The sequence below is a fragment of the Neobacillus sp. SM06 genome (assembly GCF_050496765.1).
Classification (GTDB): Bacteria; Bacillota; Bacilli; order Bacillales; family Cytobacillaceae; genus JAEVLT01.
In genome coordinates this window covers 90,269-104,088 of the sequence record NZ_JBNWEO010000014.1, presented here as the reverse complement: position 1 = coordinate 104,088, position 13,820 = coordinate 90,269, and the positions used below count along the sequence as shown (strand labels likewise).

General features: G+C 42.9%; 12 protein-coding genes. 10 read left to right on the top strand and 2 right to left on the bottom strand.

From position 1 onward, the window contains the following. Positions 1-162 precede the first annotated feature (162 nt). Complete coding sequence (locus tag ACQYAD_RS09060) at positions 163-1,008, bottom strand: hydrogenase small subunit (RefSeq protein ID WP_430237450.1); 846 nt, start codon at positions 1,006-1,008, stop codon at positions 163-165. Positions 1,009-1,299: 291 nt separating this feature from the next. Between ACQYAD_RS09060 and ACQYAD_RS09055 the strand changes: the two genes are divergently transcribed. Further along, positions 1,300-2,556: an ArgE/DapE family deacylase gene (locus tag ACQYAD_RS09055; protein ID WP_430237447.1), complete on the top strand. Its 1,257-nt coding sequence runs from the start codon at positions 1,300-1,302 to the stop codon at positions 2,554-2,556. A gap of 654 nt (positions 2,557-3,210) precedes the next feature. Here the strand turns inward: ACQYAD_RS09055 and ACQYAD_RS09050 are convergent. Further along, positions 3,211-4,360, bottom strand: a protein-coding gene (locus ACQYAD_RS09050) for an IS3 family transposase (protein ID WP_430234555.1) whose coding sequence is annotated in 2 segments (ribosomal slippage) — positions 3,211-4,087 and positions 4,086-4,360 — 1,152 coding nt in all. Because the reading frame shifts where the segments join, the coding sequence is not laid out codon by codon here. A gap of 478 nt (positions 4,361-4,838) precedes the next feature. Here ACQYAD_RS09050 and ACQYAD_RS09045 point away from each other — a divergent pair. From ACQYAD_RS09045 to ACQYAD_RS09005, 9 genes are all read left to right on the top strand, one after another. Beyond that, complete coding sequence (locus ACQYAD_RS09045) at positions 4,839-6,047, top strand: MFS transporter (RefSeq protein WP_430237444.1); 1,209 nt, start codon at positions 4,839-4,841, stop codon at positions 6,045-6,047. 83 nt (positions 6,048-6,130) lie between these two features. After that, a complete protein-coding gene (locus ACQYAD_RS09040; RefSeq protein WP_430237442.1) occupies positions 6,131-7,114 on the top strand; it encodes a LacI family DNA-binding transcriptional regulator in 984 nt (327 codons plus the stop codon). Positions 7,115-7,233: 119 nt separating this feature from the next. Further along, positions 7,234-7,455 (top strand): hypothetical protein, encoded by a 222-nt coding sequence (locus tag ACQYAD_RS09035; protein WP_430237440.1) that lies wholly within the window; start codon positions 7,234-7,236, stop codon positions 7,453-7,455. A gap of 51 nt (positions 7,456-7,506) precedes the next feature. Then, positions 7,507-8,472 carry a carbohydrate kinase family protein gene (locus tag ACQYAD_RS09030; protein ID WP_430237438.1) on the top strand — a complete coding sequence of 322 codons (966 nt, stop codon included), beginning with the start codon at positions 7,507-7,509 and terminating at the stop codon, positions 8,470-8,472. A 4-nt stretch (positions 8,473-8,476) separates the two neighbouring features. After that, positions 8,477-9,946: a sucrose phosphorylase gene (gene gtfA, locus ACQYAD_RS09025; protein ID WP_430237435.1), complete on the top strand. Its 1,470-nt coding sequence runs from the start codon at positions 8,477-8,479 to the stop codon at positions 9,944-9,946. A 206-nt stretch (positions 9,947-10,152) separates the two neighbouring features. Next, positions 10,153-10,929, top strand: a complete 777-nt coding sequence (locus ACQYAD_RS09020; protein WP_430237433.1) for a TIM barrel protein — start codon at positions 10,153-10,155, stop codon at positions 10,927-10,929. Position 10,930: 1 nt separating this feature from the next. Continuing rightward, entirely contained in the window at positions 10,931-11,821 is an 891-nt protein-coding gene (locus tag ACQYAD_RS09015) for an NAD(P)-dependent oxidoreductase (RefSeq protein ID WP_430237430.1), read from the top strand. A gap of 298 nt (positions 11,822-12,119) precedes the next feature. Continuing rightward, complete coding sequence (pxpB, locus tag ACQYAD_RS09010; protein ID WP_430237428.1) at positions 12,120-12,803, top strand: 5-oxoprolinase subunit PxpB; 684 nt, start codon at positions 12,120-12,122, stop codon at positions 12,801-12,803. Next, positions 12,800-13,801, top strand: a complete 1,002-nt coding sequence (locus tag ACQYAD_RS09005) for a biotin-dependent carboxyltransferase family protein (protein ID WP_430237425.1) — start codon at positions 12,800-12,802, stop codon at positions 13,799-13,801. Before pxpB ends, ACQYAD_RS09005 begins: the two co-directional genes overlap by 4 nt. The last annotated feature ends 19 nt before the right edge of the window (positions 13,802-13,820 follow it).

The window sequence follows — 13,820 nt, the reverse complement described above, 5'->3', positions numbered from 1 at the left end:
TTTATTTAGAAATTAAATCAAAAAAGCACCTCATTCTTGGAATCTTTCAAGTTGAGGTGCTTGCTTTATTAGCTAATCAGAATTTATATCCATAAATTCTGAACGCATAAGGGCAACTACGCCTCTGTCTTCGCTAAAGGCTCGCCAATCGGCGAGTTTTCTTTATTTTTTCTTTTTTCCGGTAAAGGATCCTTTGTCCCAGAATCCCTTTTCAGAGCAGCCGATACAGGTGAACCCAGCTGAGATGCAGCGATCCAAGCCAAGTGCTTCACACGAATTAAAGGCTGTTGGACCTTTGCATCCTAATTTAAATAAACAATAGCCCTTTCTCGCCCCTTCATCGTCATATGACTCGGCAAACAATTTTTGATCAAAGAAGGGTTTCCGGTGGCAGGTCAAATGGACGGTTGTTTGATAGAATTTTTTTGGACGAAGCTTCTTGTCGAGTTCTGGCAGCTCCCCGTGGAAATGGACGTGCAGCAAGGTACCGATAATTACTTCCGGAATCGGCGGGCAGCCGGGGACAAGGGCAACAGGCACATCCTCGGGAACAATCGAGCGAATGTCAGCTGAATGGGTAGGGTTGAGCCCAGCTGCTGAAATGCCTCCCCATGCAGAACAACTCCCGAAAGCAATGACTGCCTTTGCATGCTTTGCTGCATGGATAATTTCTTCTCTGACCGATTTCCCAGCGATCATCAGAAATTCATCGCTCCCCGGAATTCCTCCTTCGACCGCAAGAACGTATTGGCCCTTATATTTTTCTAAAATGGTTTCCTTGTGTTCTTCCACTTGGTATCCGCCTGCCGCAGAAAGAAGTTCGCTGTATTCAAGTGAAATAAAGTTCAGCATCGTATCCAAGGTGGATGGTTCAAACGAACGAGTGAACGCTTCCTTGCACCCGGTACAGTCCAAAGCACTGATCCAAATGACCGGCAATCGGGTATCCGTTTGCTGAAGCATTTCATCGGTTACTTCAATCGCTTCCAACCAGCTGTATTGTGGCATCTCATCGATCTCCTTTAATATTGCTCAGTATTTCACATGTTCTTTAAGCTCATTATACCACCGATCGATCGCCAAAAAATCAGAAAACAAAGATTCCACAAAAATGTCATAGATCAATAGATGAGTTCGATTTTTTACACAAATTGCAGCTATTCTTCAAATAAGCAAGGGATTGCCATTTTTCTGAAAAGTGATATTATTAATACAAATTATTTTTTCATAAATGACTATGGTTAATCGTATGCCAGATCGTGTTAAAATTACTTTCTATAATTGTGACAGGAGATCAGTATGAATACAAAGACCTTATCTTTAGAGAAACTGCAAATCCTTCAATTCATTGATGACCAGCAAGAAAACTTAATCGATTTTTTAAATCAGCTTGTTGGGATTCCTTCTGATAACCCACCTGGAGATTGTCAAAGAATTGCGGAACATCTATATAGAAGGCTTGAAGAATTCAAATTTGAAAATGTTTTCATCCATCAAGTTGAAGAGGAAAAAGTAAAAGCCGTTGGCATGACGAAAACCGCAAATGTTATTGGTTTTCAATCATTTGGCAATGATGGTCTGGAAATTACCCTTAACTCGCATGGGGATGTTGTCCCTCCCGGCAAAGGGTGGATGCAGGATCCGTATGGCGGTCAGATTGTCGATGGAAAAATGTACGGCCGTGGTGCCGCTGTTTCAAAATCGGATATTGCTTCCTTTACTTTTGCTACCCTTGCATTAAGAGAAGTCAAAGATCATTTAAGCGGAAAAGTCTCTTTGGCGTTTACTTTTGATGAAGAATCAGGCGGGGAAATTGGCCCGAAATGGCTGCTTGAAAAAAAGCTGATTCACCCGGATATGGCAATTTGCCCGGGATTCACGTATTCCCTCGTCAATGCCCACAATGGCTGTCTGCATTTAGAAGTTAAGTTAAAGGGGAAATCTGCTCATGCGGCAGAACCGCAGTTTGGGCATGATGCCCTTGAAGCGATGAACGGTGTTTTAAGCGCATTGTATGAGTACAGGAAAGGATTTTCAAAAATAAAATCGGCTGTTCCCGGGATCGAGTCTCCTAGTTTAGTAGTGGGCTTAATTTCCGGAGGAATCAATACGAATGTTGTTCCGGATACAGCAGCAATCCGGTTGGATCGGCGTTTAATTCCAGAGGAAGATCCTGCAGCAGCAGAGTCGGAAATCCGAGAGATTGTTACAGAAACGCTGAAAAATTTTCCAGGAGTTGATCCGGAAGTAACTCAGGTTTTGTTAGCGAAGAGTTTTGGTCCTATTTCTGTCGATTCCCCTTTAATCCAAGCGGTTAAGACCAATTGGCGAGAACTGATGGGCGGAGAAGAACTTCCTGTCAGCGGTTCGCCGCTTTATACCGATGCGCGGCATTTCTATGAAGCTGGAATCCCGGTAGTGTTATTTGGAGCAGGCCCGCGAACATTGGCAGAAGCAAATGGACATCGTGCCGATGAAAATGTCAGAATAGAAGATTTAATAAAAGCAACTAAGATTGTTGCTTTGACCTTGTATGACCTGTTGCAGAAAAAATAGCTGGGATAGAGAGGGACGGGTTGATCAAAAACAGGAATTGCAAACCAAAAGAGTTTAGCGCTCTGTATTGAATAATAGAATGGCCTAGTTATCTGCTGGGCCATTTTTTGTCCTGGTAAAGGTGTCGGATTGAATTATTCGACAAATGCGTCGAATTAATCGGGAAATGCGTCGAATTCCAGGTCAACCACGTTGAATTAACCGGCAACCACGTCGAATTCCGGGTCAAATGCGTCGAATCAATCGGGAGACGCGTAGAATTCCAGGCCAAACGCGTCGAATTATGGTGCTACAAGAAGTCAAGACAGTTTTTTTGAAAAATTAAGGTGTATACAAGATTAAATTACTTAGATATTTCTATAATACAAGGGTCTTGATCTCCTCTTCCTGTATGGAAATTGAGGGGAATAGCGCCAATTAGATATTGTCCACAGGTGGAGGACATAGTATAAGCGAAGGCGTGGGAGAAATGGTTTCCTCCTACACCCAAGATCACCCCAAAGCGCTGAAATGTTGGTAAAATTTCATCCTCTTCATAAAAGATTGGTTCGTTAGAACGAATCTTTTATGAAGAGGGCAGCAAGCGAAGCGCGGTAGGATTTTTTAAGTTTAGATATAAATATAAGACAACTTTCTTGACGAACACCGCTACTGTTATTCACATGTGGATAACAGTACAACATCCCGGTTATACACAGCAGCTGGTGTATGGTTATCCAATGACTGGTGTGGTAAGTAGTGGTTGTGTAGATGGATATAGCGTTCCACACCTTGCCTCGTTTCTCGCGGGCTAGTATAGTCGTTGATATAAATCTCATTGTACTTCAGGCTACGCCAGAACCGTTCTATAACGATGTTGTCCTTTGCACGGCCTTTGCCATCCATGCTGATGCGGATTTCGTTCTCCTTTAGCAAATCTGTGTACTGTGGGCTGGTAAAGTGGCTCCCTTGATCACTGTTAATAATGGCGGGTTTGCGTTTGGCTAGCGCCCTTCTCATAGTCTCTAATACGAACCCGATTTCAAGGCTTTGATCCAATTGCCAATCCACAATGAAGCGAGAATACCAATCCATGATGGCGTAGAGGTACATCCAGCCTTGCTTCATCCGGATATACGTGATATCCACACTCCAAACCTGGTCGGGCTGAGTAATGTTTAGCCCTCGAAGTAGGTAGGGGTAGATCCGGTGCTGGAGATCCCGTTTGCTAAGGTTCGGACCGGGATAGATAGCCATAATACCCATCTCTCGCATGTACTTTCTTACTGTATTTTCGTGAATAAGATCCCCTTCTCGATTCATAATGGCAGCTATCTTTCGATAGCCCAGAAAAGAATGCTTTGTGTATAGCTCATCAATCCGGTGCTTGAGGCGAATTTCCTCCGGAGAGGGAGGGACCGGCTTATAGTAAAGACTGGTGCGGTTTAGATTAAGTAAATCCGCTTGTACGAGGATGGAGTGTTCGGAGCAATCCCATTCTATGAGATCAATACGCTCTTCACGAGTAAAGTTAGAGGCCAGATTTTTTTTTAAGCCACGACAATTGGGTGGTTAACTTACCAACCTCGGCGTAGAGTTCATTGATTTGTTGTTCATATTCTTTTTTCATTTTGGTGATACCTTTACGATCATCAACAAACAGCTGTGAGAGGTTTTGTACCACCTCGGATTTCCACCGGTTGAGGACATTGGTATGGATCCCATGCTCAGAAGCGAGCTGTGAAACTGACTTTTCTTCCTTTAGGATTTCCAGTACAATTTGCGCTTTTTCTTCTGGGTTAAACTTTCTTCGAGTGGTTGACATACAACTAAGAAACTCCTTTTTTATTGTCTAGTTTATATGTAGCATTATAAATTAACCGGCAACCGCGTCGAATTCCGGATCAAATGCGTCGAATCAATCAGGAACCACGTCGAATTCCAGGCCAAATGCGTCGAATCAACCGGCAAACCCGTCGAATTCCGGGTCAACCACGTTGAATCAACCGGCAACCGCGTCGAATTCCGGGTCAACCACGTCGAATTCCAGATCAACCACGTCGAATTCCCATCCAAAGACATCGAACAAGAAACCAAGCCCACGCATGAATCCGCAAATCCGCTCAACTCGTAAAAAACAAACGGGATCGCCCTTTTTTTCACAAGAAATTATTTCGGGTATAAAAATAATTTTACATATGGTATGATGACTTTAATAATTTTTCTGTGGATGGAAGGGTTTTGCAGTCGCCCATATAGGCTGTTTTTTAAAATTGATTCAAAATGGGTGGAGAGCGAAGAATATGCTGATATGGAAACGGAATTTATGGGTATTGTGGGTTGGTGTTTTTTTTACAGCGGCAAGTTTTTCAATGGTTATTCCTTTTTTGCCAATTTTTTTGCTGCAAATCGGGGTACAGCAGCATACAGAAATTTGGTCGGGTCTCATTTTTAGCTCTGCTTTTTTTGCAGGTGCGATTGCTTCACCTTTTTGGGGGCGCGTCGCCGATAAATATGGCAGAAAACCTATGATCGTTCGAGCTGGATTTGTCCTGTTTGTCATCTATACATTAATGGCCTTCGTCACAAATCCGTATCAAATTTTGGTGCTTAGGATTCTTCAAGGTTTGCTGAGTGGATTTATTCCGGGGGCAATTGCCTTGATCGGAACGAATACACCTAACGATAAAGTCGGTTATGCGCTTTCCTTGATTTCGACTGCTTCAGCATCTGGGCAGATTGTGGGACCATTGCTTGGCGGTGGAATCTCTTCGTTAATTGGGAACCGCTGGGCTTTTGCCACCGCTGGCTTAATTGTACTTATTTCGACCCTTTTAATCATCTTTTGGGTAATCGAAGAAAATTTCACACCTAGCAAGGAAAAGGGATCCGTCAGAAATGACTTGAAAGCCGCATGGCTCAATCATCCGTTAATGCTCGTGATCGTTTTGACAGTGCTTGCTTCCGGTTCTGTCATGACGGTTGAGCCGATTTTGCCATTATATGTGGTTAAATTGGGCGGATCGTCTGCCCATGCTTCACTAATTGCAGGGATTGTTTTCTCGCTTCCTGGCATTGCTAGTGCAATCTTCGCGCCATTCTGGGGGAAATGGGCCGATAAGGCAGGGTTTAACAAAGTTCTAGTGATTGGCCTTTTTGGCGGTGCGCTCGGTATGCTGGCGCAAACTTTTTTTAGCCATATTTGGGGATTTTCAATTATCCGGTTTATCTTTGGCATCTTTTTCTCTGCAGTTTTCCCAGCTTTAAACGGGCTAGTTGTCAAATCGACTTCCGAAAATTTCCGCGGTAGGGCATTTGGCTTAAATCAGACTGCCAATCAGATCGGCGGCATGGTCGGACCAATGATTGGCGGCTTTCTTGGCGGCGTTTTTCCGGTGCAAAGCGTGTTTGCAGTAACAGGGATTCTCCTTTTAATCGGAACTGGAATTGCCTATTGGCATCCGGCTGATTTAAAGAGCATTTTTAAATTTAAACAAACAATTAAACACTAATCGAATTGAATCATTCCGCTTTTTAGTTAAGATAGGAATCGAAAAAAGTTTACTTTGGAGAAATGGATTGTGGGGTAAAAGGGATGAAACCAAATATAAAGGACGTTGCCACGCTTGCGGGGGTGTCAGCAACAACTGTGTCGAGGGTTCTTAACAATCGCGGATATATTAGTGAGGAAACAAGGAATAAAGTGTACCAGGCAATGGAGGAGCTCCATTATTTCCCAAATGATGTCGCGCGTTCTTTGTTTAGAAAAAGTACGAAGTTCATTGGACTTATTTTTCCAACCACCAGCCACCCTTTTTTCGGCGAATTAATTTTAAACATCGAACGAATTTGCTCAACGCGAGGGTACAAGGTTTTACTTTGCAATAGTTTGAATGACCAAGAAAAGGAAAGCGAATATTTGGAAATGTTGCAAAGAAATCAAGTAGATGGAATCATTGTTGGTACTCATAACCAAGGAACGTTGAATTATGAGAAAATCCGCTTTCCGGTCGTTGCTATTGATCGGTATCTATCAGATTCGATTCCGGTCGTTTCCTCTGATAATTATCAAGGCGGAAAGATAGCCGCTGAGCTTTTATTGGAAAGCGGTTGCAAGAAAATTATCCATATTTGCGGTCCACAGCAATTGAAAACGCCTGCCAATCAGCGGACGAATGCATTTAAGGATGTCATGAAAAACCATGGAATCGAACCGGTCATTTATGAACTGCCGGTCAATTTTCAACAACCCTCCACAATTCGGATGATTCATAAAATTTTTGATGAGCATCAGGATATTGATGGGATTTTTGCAAGTGATGATTTAATCGCTGCATCCATTTTGGCTGAAGCTTACGGAATTGGAAGGAAAATACCGGATGATTTGAAGGTAATTGGTTATGATGGCACGGAAACCGTCCAAATTTGCTTGCCGCATTTGACAACAATCCGGCAGCCGATCAAACAAATTGCGGAAAAATCTGTCTCCATGCTAATTGATTTAATTGAAGGCAAACAGTTTGAGCGTCAATACGAAGAAACCATTCCAGTTTCCATAAAAAAAGGAACCACAGTGTAATTTTTTGTGTCAACCGATTGACATATGAAAGCGGTTGACATATGATAAAGGCATCGTAAGCGTTTACGTAGATGGATCGCATTTAAACGACTAAGTTATTTACCTAAGGAGTGTCCATTTTGTGCAGCTTGTATGAGCAATTGCCTTCAGAAGTACTGGTACAATTCTATTACTATATCAATCGAAATATAGAGCAAGAGATTTTATCGAAAGCCATGAATGTTGAGATCGAATTGATCGAAAAATCTGCGCAAAAACGCGGACTTCCGCTTGAAGACTTGAAAAAGCTGGCAGCGGAACTTTCGATTCAACGAGAATGGGAGATTTCTGCGGTAAAGTAATTTTTTAACAGAGAAAGGTCGGGTATCATGCCCGGAAATGGGAGTGGCATAATGTTTGCGTTAGATGAAAAAATCAACTTTCCAACCAAAAAAAATGATCTTCTCACAGTAGGGGAATTGCTGATTGACATGATCTCTTCCGATTATGATGTGAATTTTGAAAGCAGCACGTACCAAAAATTTTTCGGGGGTTCACCTTCGAATATTGCCATGAACACAAAAAAATTAGGGATCCGTTCCCTTGTGGCATCAGCTGTCGGCAAGGATGGATTTGGAACATTTTTAACAAATCATTTGAAAAATGCCGGCATGGACACAAGCTGCGTTCAGCAAGCAGAGGCTTCAACGAGCATGGTTGTAGTGACCAAAAGTAGATCAACCCCGATTCCAATCTTTTATCGCGGTGCCGATTACCATTTGGATTACACACCGAAACTCGAAGAGGCGTTGCTAAACTCAAAAATTGTCCATTTTTCCTGCTGGCCGATTTCCATGCAGCCGGTTCGTCAGACAATCGAACGGGTAATGGCTGAGGCTGAAAAAAATGGTATCTTCATTGCTTTTGACCCGAATTACCATCCGATGATTTGGCAAAAAGGCGAGGATGGCGTAGAGTATGTGAAATCGATTGTTCGTAAGGTGGATATTGTGAAACCATCTGAAGATGATGCGGAACGATTGTTTGGCAAAGATACACCGGAAAATCAGGTTGAGAAGTTTTTAAAACTTGGGGCGAAACTTGTCATTATGACATTGGGCAAAGATGGGGCCATTGTTTCCAATGGAAAAGAAACGGCTTCATTTGAGACACTGGCAACAGAAGTGGTCGATACGACTGGTGCTGGCGATGCCTTCTGGTCCGGCTTTTATGCGGCAATTGTGAAAGGACATACGATTCGCCATGCCCTAAAGCTTGGCTTTGCCGTCAGTGCTTATAAATTAAAATATACGGGTGCGGTTGTTGAATTGCCAACTCTTGAAGAAATTAAACAGCAATATGAATTGCAGGAGGTTTAAGAACATGCCGGTAAAAAATCAGGTACAGCTTATAACATATCCGGACTCTCTTGGTGGGGATTTAAAAACACTCAATCAAGTTTTGAATAACCATTTTGCGGATATTTTTAAGGGGGGAGTCCACATTTTGCCACCATTCCCGTCTTCAGGGGATCGAGGCTTTGCGCCATTAACCTATTTGGAAATTGAACCAAGTTTTGGTACATGGGCTGACATTCGGACAATCGGTGAAAAATTCGATGTATTGGTCGATTTAATGGTCAATCATATTTCTCGTCAATCGGAATATTTTCAGGATTTTTTGAAAAATGGCCGGAAATCGGAATATGCAGATTTATTTATTACGGTAGAGAAACTATGGGAAGATGGCAAGCCTGTTCAGGAAGACATTGATAAAATGTTTTTGCGCCGACCGCGGCCATATTCGACGTTTACAATTGAAGAAACGGGTGAGGAAGAGAAGGTTTGGACAACGTTTGGCAAAACCGATCCTTCTGAGCAAATTGATCTTGATATCCACTCCGAAAAGGTTAAGCAACTCTTAACAGAGTTTTTCACAAACTTTAAAAAGCAAAATGTGAAAATTGTTCGCCTGGATGCCGTTGGCTATGTCATTAAAAAGCTTGGGACAAGCTGTTTTTTCGTCGAACCGGAAATTTATCAGTTTCTTGACTGGATCATGGATTTAGCCAAATCATTGGATATTGAACTTCTCCCTGAAGTACATGCCCATTATACGACGCAATACAAGCTGGCAGAGCACGGCTGTTGGATATACGACTTTATTTTGCCATACCGGATCCTTGATACGATTGTAAATAAACGAAGCGCTGAACTGCTTCAATACTTGAAAACCCGCCCGCACAAACAATTTACAATGCTTGACTGCCATGATGGCGTTCCGGTAAAGCCAGATTTGGATGATTTGATTGATACAAAAGAGGCAAGGCAATTGGTCGACGTCTGTGTCGAAAGAGGGTCAAACTTAAGCCTGATTTTATCTGACGAGCACAAGGCTGAAGACGGTTTTGACGTGCATCAAATTCGCGGTACGTATTATTCCATGTTAAATCGTGATGATGATGCCTATTTGGCAGCACGGGCGATTCAATTCTTTGCCCCTGGCGTGCCTCAAGTGTATTATGTTGGGCTGCTTGCCGGCGAAAATGATTTTGAACGAGTGAAAGAAATGGGAGAAGGCCGCGAAATCAACCGACACAATTATACACTTCCCGAAATTGAGCAATCGCTTGAAAAAGACGTTGTTCAAAGACTGTTAAACTTGATCCGTTTTCGAAATGAGTATCCGGCATTTAATGGCGAGTTTAGCGTATTGGACTCAGCTCAAGATGAAATCCGTCTATCCTGGAAAAAAGATGATCAGCAATGTACATTGTTGATCGACTTGAAAACAAATAAATCTGTAATTGAGTATATTGATGAAAGCGGCAAGATTGTGGAGTATACTGTGTAATCGAATACTTACAACATCCTGGAGACCTGTGCGCCAGGATGTTTTTGTATTTTAGGAACTTACAGATTTGTGCCCTAGTTGCCAAAGGCGCTTTTGTTATAAGTCATGTCGACGAGAAAGTTTGTCGTTTAAAGAGGAAATGACGATGTGTAGGTCGAATTTTTTATTATTGTTTTTCTGAAAATTTTTATTATTTGGAGGTTGGGATGAATCGATTTGCTGTGAATCTATCGACAATTTTTACAGAGTTTCCTTTTTTGAAACGGTTTAAGAAAGCACGGGAATGTGGTTTTTCGTTTGTTGAGTGTCAGTTTCCGTATGATTTTTCAATAGATGAGATTCGCCACGAACTTGAGCTTAACGACTTATCAATGGTGTTACTGAATTTGCCTTCGGGTGCCTGGGAAAAGGGAGATCGGGGGCTGGCGGCAATTTCGGATCGAACGGAAGAATTTAAACAATCGATTCAAACGGGTATCGAGTATGCAAAGGCTTTACATGTTTCCAAGGTGCATTGTATGGCAGGAATTGTTTCCGAAGCAGAGAGAGGAGCTGCAGAAAAGGTTTATTTGGAGAACCTCTCCTATGCAGGGGCGGAGATGGCGAAGCATGACTTAACACTTTTAATCGAGCCGATCAACCAGTACGATATGCCAGGGTATTTTTTACATAATCTTCACCAGGCAAAAGAGATTTTAGCAAAAGTGAACTTGTCAAATGTACGGCTGCAATTTGATTTTTACCATATAGAAAGGATATACGGAAATTCGCTGGAGTTGTACAAGCAATTTGCGGGTGATGTCGGCCATGTCCAAATAGCCGATTTTCCGGGGAGGCACGAACCGGGAACTGGAAAAATCGATTACCGGACGATTTTTCAGTATTTGAGCAATTCATACAGTGGATATGTTGGACTGGAGTATATACCGTTAGAAAAAAGTTCAGACAGCTTTGCTTGGCTGAAAAAGGAAGGTGGGATGTAACGTGAACATTGGTTTTATCGGAACCGGCGTGATGGGTTCTCGAATGGTAAAAAGGCTGCTGTCACACGGGTATCAAGTACATGTATTTAATCGGACAAAAGAAAAAGCAAAAGAATTGGCAAGCCAAGGGGCTTTGCATGTGGAATCAATTGAGGCCCTTGCTGCAGCATGCGGCATGATTTGCACCTGTTTGTCAATGCCAGCGGATGTTTTGGAGGTTTATCTTGGAAAGGAAGGAGTCATCAACTATGCGCCTCCTGGAACCATTTGTGTTGATCTGACAACGGTTGGGCCGGAAACAAGCAAAGAGGTTTTTCGGCAAGCTTCTGAAAAGGGCATTCATTTTCTCGATTCACCGATAAGTGGAGGGCCTGAAGGAGCCGAAAATGGGACATTAACGATTATGGCCGGCGGTGATAAGCAGGCGTTTGAAAACGTTTTGCCGATTCTTGAAGTTTTCGGAGAGACGATTGAATTTCTTGGCCCGTCTGGTTCTGGCAGCATTGCTAAGCTGATCAACCAATACCTCGTTGCCGTCCATTCGCTTGCAGCTTCGGAAGCAATAGTAGCTGGTGCCGCTTTTGGCCTTGATTCTGAGCAGCTTTTTTCTATTTTAAAAGTCAGTTATGGAGATAGCCGGATATTGCGGCGGCATATGGAGCATTATGTGCTTGATCGTAATTTCACGCCCGGCGGTGCAGTCAAGTATGTTCTTAAAGATGTCCGGTTGGCGAATCAGCTTTTACAAGAAGCCGGGCTGAAACAATTTACCGGACAAACGGCAGAACAGGCATTTCAGCATACTGCAGATATAGGATTAAACGAATTCGATATGTCAGCCGTGATTCAGCCCTTAGAAGAGGAATGCGAAGTAATCGTCAAGAGAAAGTAGAATCCATTAGTTTAGAAGTCTGGTAATAACAAGTCTATTGATTTTTTTTATACCCTGCAGGAATGGCTGCGGGGATTTTTTAGATACAGATTTTACTATGTGTTTTTTAAAAAAATAGGATTGCATTTTTATTCGTTAAAATGTATGATTTATTTAAAATTAAAATTATCGAAATATAGCGTACAGTTGGAAAATTTGTCGAAAAAATAGGATTTTGGCGTTGGCTTGAAAGTTTGTCATGCAGAAGCCTGATCTCATTTGAAGTATGGTACATAAGGGAAAGGAGGCTTCAGGCTATATGAAAATGGTTCCGTTGGGTGATTCGGCATTGTTGATTCAGTTCGACACCCATATTACTTCAGCGGCGCACCGGAAGGTAAGGATGCTCGCGACTTTTTTGCAAGATTATTCATTTCCGGGAATGGTGGAATTTGTTCCTGCTTTTTCCACTGTCACCATTTATTATAATCCATTAAAGCGGTCCTTCAAGGAGGTATGTTCCGAAATCGAGAGAATTGCGGCGGGATTGGAAGGTATTCCTTCTGAATCGCCAAGAACAGTCGAAATTCCGGTTTGCTACGGAGAGGAATTTGGACCTGACCTTGAATATGTTGCAAAACATAACGGCCTTACAGAAGATGAAGTCGTAAAAATTCATACGGAAACGGCTTATTTAGTCTATATGATTGGTTTTGCCCCCGGATTTCCGTATCTTGGCGGCATGTCCGAGCGCATTCAGGCTCCGCGCAGGCCTTCCCCGCGTTTAAAAATTCCTGCTGGCTCAGTCGGCATTGCCGGGATGCAAACAGGCGTTTACCCGATTGAAACTCCTGGGGGCTGGCAGTTGATCGGAAAAACACCAGAGGCGCTTTTTCGCCCAAATGATCGTGTGCCAAGTTTACTCCAAGCTGGCGACATCGTTCGTTTTCATCCCATTTCAAGGCGTGAATTCGAACAGTGGAAGGAGCGTGTGCGGCAATGAGCATTAAAGTTGTTCGTTCTGGATTGCTTACGACTGTCCAAGATTTAGGCAGATATGGAATGCAAAAATACGGGGTGATTGTTGGCGGTGCAATGGATGCGTTCGCTTTCCGTGTTGCCAATCTATTGGTAGGCAACGAGGAGGGGGAGGCTGTACTTGAGATCACGATGCAAGGTCCGATACTGCAGTTTATGGAAGACTCATTAATTGCGATTTGCGGTGGTGATTTATCCCCTGCAATTGATGGACATGCAATATCTCAGTGGCGTCCAATATTCGTGAAAAAAGGAAGCCAACTCACGTTTGGTGCTGTTCAATCAGGGTGCAGGTCATACTTGGCAGCTGCGGGTGGAATGAAGGTACCTAAAGTGATGAATAGTCGAAGCACTTATCTTCGTGCAGGGATTGGCGGCTTTTGCGGTCGTGCTTTAAAAAATGGTGATGTATTAAAGCTAAAGAGGCCTTCAAATCTGGCACTCCGAAGAATGCACTGGCTTTCGGAAAAAGCGGGATCTAGCTCATTCTCTATAAGCGATTGGTCTGTCAGTAAGGAGATTTTGCCGGACTATTTCCCCTCCTCGACAATCCGCGTTATTCCCGGTGGTCAATATGATTGGTTTACGCCACAAACAAGAGAACAATTTTTCAAGGAAAACTTTTTCGTAACGCCTCAATCGGATCGAATGGGTTATCGATTAAGTGGTCCCAAGCTTCAATTAACGGAGACGAAAGAGCTTGTGTCGGAAGCAGTAACAGCGGGAACAATTCAAGTCCCCTCAGATGGCAATCCGATCGTATTGATGGCGGACCGGCAAACAACGGGCGGTTATCCAAAGATTGCCCAGGTCGCCACAATTGATCTCCCTATTCTGGCACAAATGAAACCGGGGGAAAAAATTCGCTTTCAGAAGATACAACTGGAAGAAGCGCAAGAACTGCTTCGTTCGCGAGAAAAGGAATTACGCTTATTAAAACAAGGATTAAGTTTAAAAAGATAGCTATTCCGATTAGAAATAA

Excerpts from the sequence above, each read along its gene's own strand:
- ACQYAD_RS09060 (WP_430237450.1), bottom strand. The coding sequence starts at position 1,008 with ATGCCACAATACAGCTGGTTGGAAGCGATTGAAGTAACCGATGAAATG.
- ACQYAD_RS09055 (WP_430237447.1), top strand. The coding sequence starts at position 1,300 with ATGAATACAAAGACCTTATCTTTAGAGAAACTGCAAATCCTTCAATTC.
- ACQYAD_RS09045 (WP_430237444.1), top strand. The coding sequence starts at position 4,839 with ATGCTGATATGGAAACGGAATTTATGGGTATTGTGGGTTGGTGTTTTT.
- ACQYAD_RS09040 (WP_430237442.1), top strand. The coding sequence starts at position 6,131 with ATGAAACCAAATATAAAGGACGTTGCCACGCTTGCGGGGGTGTCAGCA.
- ACQYAD_RS09030 (WP_430237438.1), top strand. The coding sequence starts at position 7,507 with ATGTTTGCGTTAGATGAAAAAATCAACTTTCCAACCAAAAAAAATGAT.
- gtfA (WP_430237435.1), top strand. The coding sequence starts at position 8,477 with ATGCCGGTAAAAAATCAGGTACAGCTTATAACATATCCGGACTCTCTT.
- ACQYAD_RS09020 (WP_430237433.1), top strand. The coding sequence starts at position 10,153 with ATGAATCGATTTGCTGTGAATCTATCGACAATTTTTACAGAGTTTCCT.
- pxpB (WP_430237428.1), top strand. The coding sequence starts at position 12,120 with ATGAAAATGGTTCCGTTGGGTGATTCGGCATTGTTGATTCAGTTCGAC.
- ACQYAD_RS09005 (WP_430237425.1), top strand. The coding sequence starts at position 12,800 with ATGAGCATTAAAGTTGTTCGTTCTGGATTGCTTACGACTGTCCAAGAT.